Genomic DNA, 3,235 nt, shown 5'->3' with positions numbered 1-3,235 from the left:
CACGGCCACGCCGTGGGCGCCCGAGGTGTGGACGAGTATCTGGCCCGGACGGACGGCACCGGTCGCGGCCAGACCGCTCACCAGATCGGGCAGCACGTCGTCCGGGACGGTCAGCAGCACCAGATCGGCCGCCGCCATCACCTGCGGCGGCGTCACCAGGCGGACGCCCGGCAGCAGGGACTCGGCGCGACGCCGCGAAGCCGCGGACACACCGGACGCGGCGACCACCCGGTGCCCGGCCAACTGCAGCGCCGCACCCAGCGCAGGACCGACCCGGCCGGCCCCGACCACCCCGACAGCGAGCCGGGCCGGGCGGTTACCGGGGTCGGAGGGGTCTCCGAAGTCGTGCAGCACTCTTCCGTTCCAGTCCTCGACGGGTACCAGACGTACCGGTCAATGGTACGGGCAACGGTCGCCACCCTTCCTGCGCCCACCCACCTGCCCGTGACCCGCCGGCGAGCAGCAGATGGCGGGTTGCCCGGGCGGGTGGGTGGGCGCAGGGGATCAGGGCGTCTCGCCGGCGCGGACGAGGCCGTTCTCGTAGGCGAGGACGACGGCCTGGACGCGGTCGCGGAGGCCGAGCTTGGCGAGGATGCGGCCGACGTGGGTCTTGACGGTGGCCTCGGAGAGGACGAGACGGGCGGCGATCTCTCCGTTGGAGAGGCCCTGGGCGACCAGCAGGAAGACCTCGCGTTCGCGTTCGGTGAGCGGGCCGAGGACGGCGGAGCCGGGCGTCGAGGCGGGGGTGGGGAGGACTTCCGCGAAGCGGTCGATCATGCGGCGGGTGGTGGTCGGCGCGACCACCGCGTCGCCCCCGTGCACGGCCCGGATCGCGGCGACGAGTTCGATCGGCGGCACGTCCTTGAGCAGGAAGCCGGACGCGCCGGCCTTGAGCGCGGCGAACGCGTACTCGTCCAGGTCGAAGGTGGTGAGGATGAGGACCCGGGGCGCGCCCTCGATGGGGGTGCCGCGGTCGTCGAGGCAGATCCGGCGGGTGGCCTGGACGCCGTCGAGGCGGGGCATCCGGACGTCCATCAGGATCACGTCCACCTCGGCGGTGCGCAGCACCTCCAGGGCCTGCTGGCCGTCGCCGGCCTCGGCGGCGATCTCGATGTCGCCCTGCGACTGCAGCACCATGCGGAAGCCGGTGCGGAGCAGTTCCTGGTCGTCGACCAGCATCACGCGGATCGGCATCGGTCGGGTCTCCTTCACTTGGACACTTTGAGGGGCAGGACGGCCCTGATCCGGAAGCCGCCGCCGGGCCGGGGCCCGACGTCCAGGCTGCCGCTGACCATACCGACCCGTTCACGCATGCCGATCAGGCCGTGGCCGAGGCCGTCGGTGCCGCCGGCGGTGAGCTGCTCGCGGGTGCTGCCGCGGCCGTCGTCCTCGACCAGGACCTCCAGGTCGCCGTCCCGGAAGTCGACGGCGACCTTGGCGCTGGCGCCGGGGCCGCCGTGCTTGCGGACGTTGGTGAGGGCTTCCTGGACGATCCGGTAGACGGTCAGCTCCAGGCCGCGGGGCAGTTCGCGGACCTCGCCGGTGGCGGTGAACTCGACCGGCAGGCCGGCGGTGCGGACCTGTTCGAGCAGTTCGGGGAGTTCCTCGACACCGGGCTGCGGCACGTACTCACCGGTGGTGTCGGCGGTGCGCAGCACCCCGAGCAGGCGGCGCATCTCGGCGAGCGCCTGGCGGCCGGTGGAGGCGATGGTGCCCAGCGCCTCCTTGGTCTGCTGCGGGGAGGTGTCCATCACGTACGCGGCGCCGTCGGCCTGGACGATCATCACGGACACGTTGTGCGCGACCACGTCGTGCAGCTCGCGGGCGATCCTGGCCCGTTCGGCGGCGACCGCGACCTGCGCCTGGGCGTCCCGTTCGCGCTCTAGCCGGGCGGCCCGGTCCTCCAGTTCGACCAGGTAGGCGCGGCGGACCCGGGTCAGCCGGCCCCACGCCCAGCACAGCACGAACGGGGTGGTCATCAGTGCGGACAGCAACACCCGCTTGGTGACGGTGTCGTTCGCACTGTCGGGGGACGGGACCAGCCGCCACACCGTGAGCGGCCCCGCCGCCAGGCTGGCGGCCAGCGCCAGTCTGGACGTCCAGGCCCGGCCGAAGGCCGCGCCGGTGTACGCGAACACCAGGTAGGCGACGGAGGACAGACCGGGTTCGAGTCTGGCGACGATCTGGCTGAGGCCGAGGACGACGGCGACCGCGGTGGTGACGTCGGGCCAGCGCCGCCGGACCACCATCAGGCCGGGCAGGACCGTGGCGATCGCCAGGCCCGACCACAGCTGCGGCCCGGTGACCCGGTTCCCGTTCACGTCGACCTGTTCGGCCGCCACCAGCACGCCGAAGACCAGCACGATCAGTGCCCAGGCGGAGTCCACCACCATGGGATGTCGGCGGAGCCAGGCGTTGAGTCGATGCACATGTCCAGCCTAGGGAGTCGGACGTCGTGCTCAGGTCCGTCGTAGGAGCGATCCACGGCTACTCCCCAAGGTGGAGACCGCCCCCTCCCGGTAACGTCCTCCGCTATGACATGGATGCGGTGGCGGCCCGCGATCGAACACGCGCTGTACCGGCCCGACGGCGGCTTCTACCGCAGGCCGGAGGGCCCGGCCGGGCACTTCCGCACCTCCGTGCACGCCTCCGCCCGGTTCGCCGGCGCGGTGGCCCGCCTGCTGGCCGGCGTCGACGCCGCGCTCGGCTCGCCGCCCCGGCTCGCCTTCGTGGACGTCGGCGCGGGCCGCGGCGAACTCACCGTCGCCGTCCGTGACGCACTGCCCGCCGAACTGCGCGCCCGGGTCGCGTTCCACGCCGTCGAACTCGCCGACCGTCCCGCCGGCCTGCCCGCCGGGATCGACTGGGGCCCCGACCTGCCGACCGGCGTCACCGGCCTGCTGTTCGCCAACGAGTGGCTCGACAACGTGCCGCTGGACCTCGCCGAACGCGACGAGGACGGGCGGCTGCGGTACGTCGAGGTCGCCCCCGACGGCAGCGAACGGCTCGGCGCACCGCTCGACCCGGACGACACCGGATGGGCCGAGCAGTGGTGGGCCGACGGTGAGCGGATCGAGCTCGGCGGACCCCGGGACGCCGCCTGGGCCGACGCCGTCGGCGCCCTGGGCAGCGGCCTCGCGGTGGCCGTCGACTACGCGCACACCCGCGACACCCGCCCCCCGTTCGGCACCCTCACCGGCTTCCGCGACGGCCGGCAGACCGCACCCGTCCCCGA

At 73.6% G+C, this 3,235-nt stretch carries 3 protein-coding genes and 1 pseudogene; 1 reads left to right on the top strand and 3 read right to left on the bottom strand.

Annotated elements, in window-relative coordinates; all coding sequences use genetic code 11:
• From IEZ12_RS38040 to IEZ12_RS09290, 3 genes are all read right to left on the bottom strand, one after another.
• Positions 1-354: NAD(P)-binding domain-containing protein (locus IEZ12_RS38040; RefSeq protein WP_229847359.1), on the bottom strand; the 354-nt coding region annotated here is incomplete at its 3' end.
• 150 nt (positions 355-504) lie between these two features.
• Positions 505-1,194 carry a response regulator gene (locus IEZ12_RS09295; protein ID WP_100588321.1) on the bottom strand — a complete coding sequence of 230 codons (690 nt, stop codon included), beginning with the start codon at positions 1,192-1,194 and terminating at the stop codon, positions 505-507.
• A gap of 14 nt (positions 1,195-1,208) precedes the next feature.
• Positions 1,209-2,429, bottom strand: coding sequence for a sensor histidine kinase (locus tag IEZ12_RS09290; protein ID WP_189271561.1), 1,221 nt, complete (start codon positions 2,427-2,429; stop codon positions 1,209-1,211).
• Between the two features lie 105 nt (positions 2,430-2,534).
• Between IEZ12_RS09290 and IEZ12_RS09285 the strand changes: the two are divergent.
• Positions 2,535-3,235 (top strand): annotated as a pseudogene (locus IEZ12_RS09285) (SAM-dependent methyltransferase); the annotation flags it as partial.

It is taken from the genome of Kitasatospora griseola (assembly GCF_014648555.1).
Lineage (GTDB): Bacteria > Actinomycetota > Actinomycetes > Streptomycetales > Streptomycetaceae > Kitasatospora > Kitasatospora griseola.
This window is presented reverse-complemented; position numbering and strand designations above follow the sequence as displayed.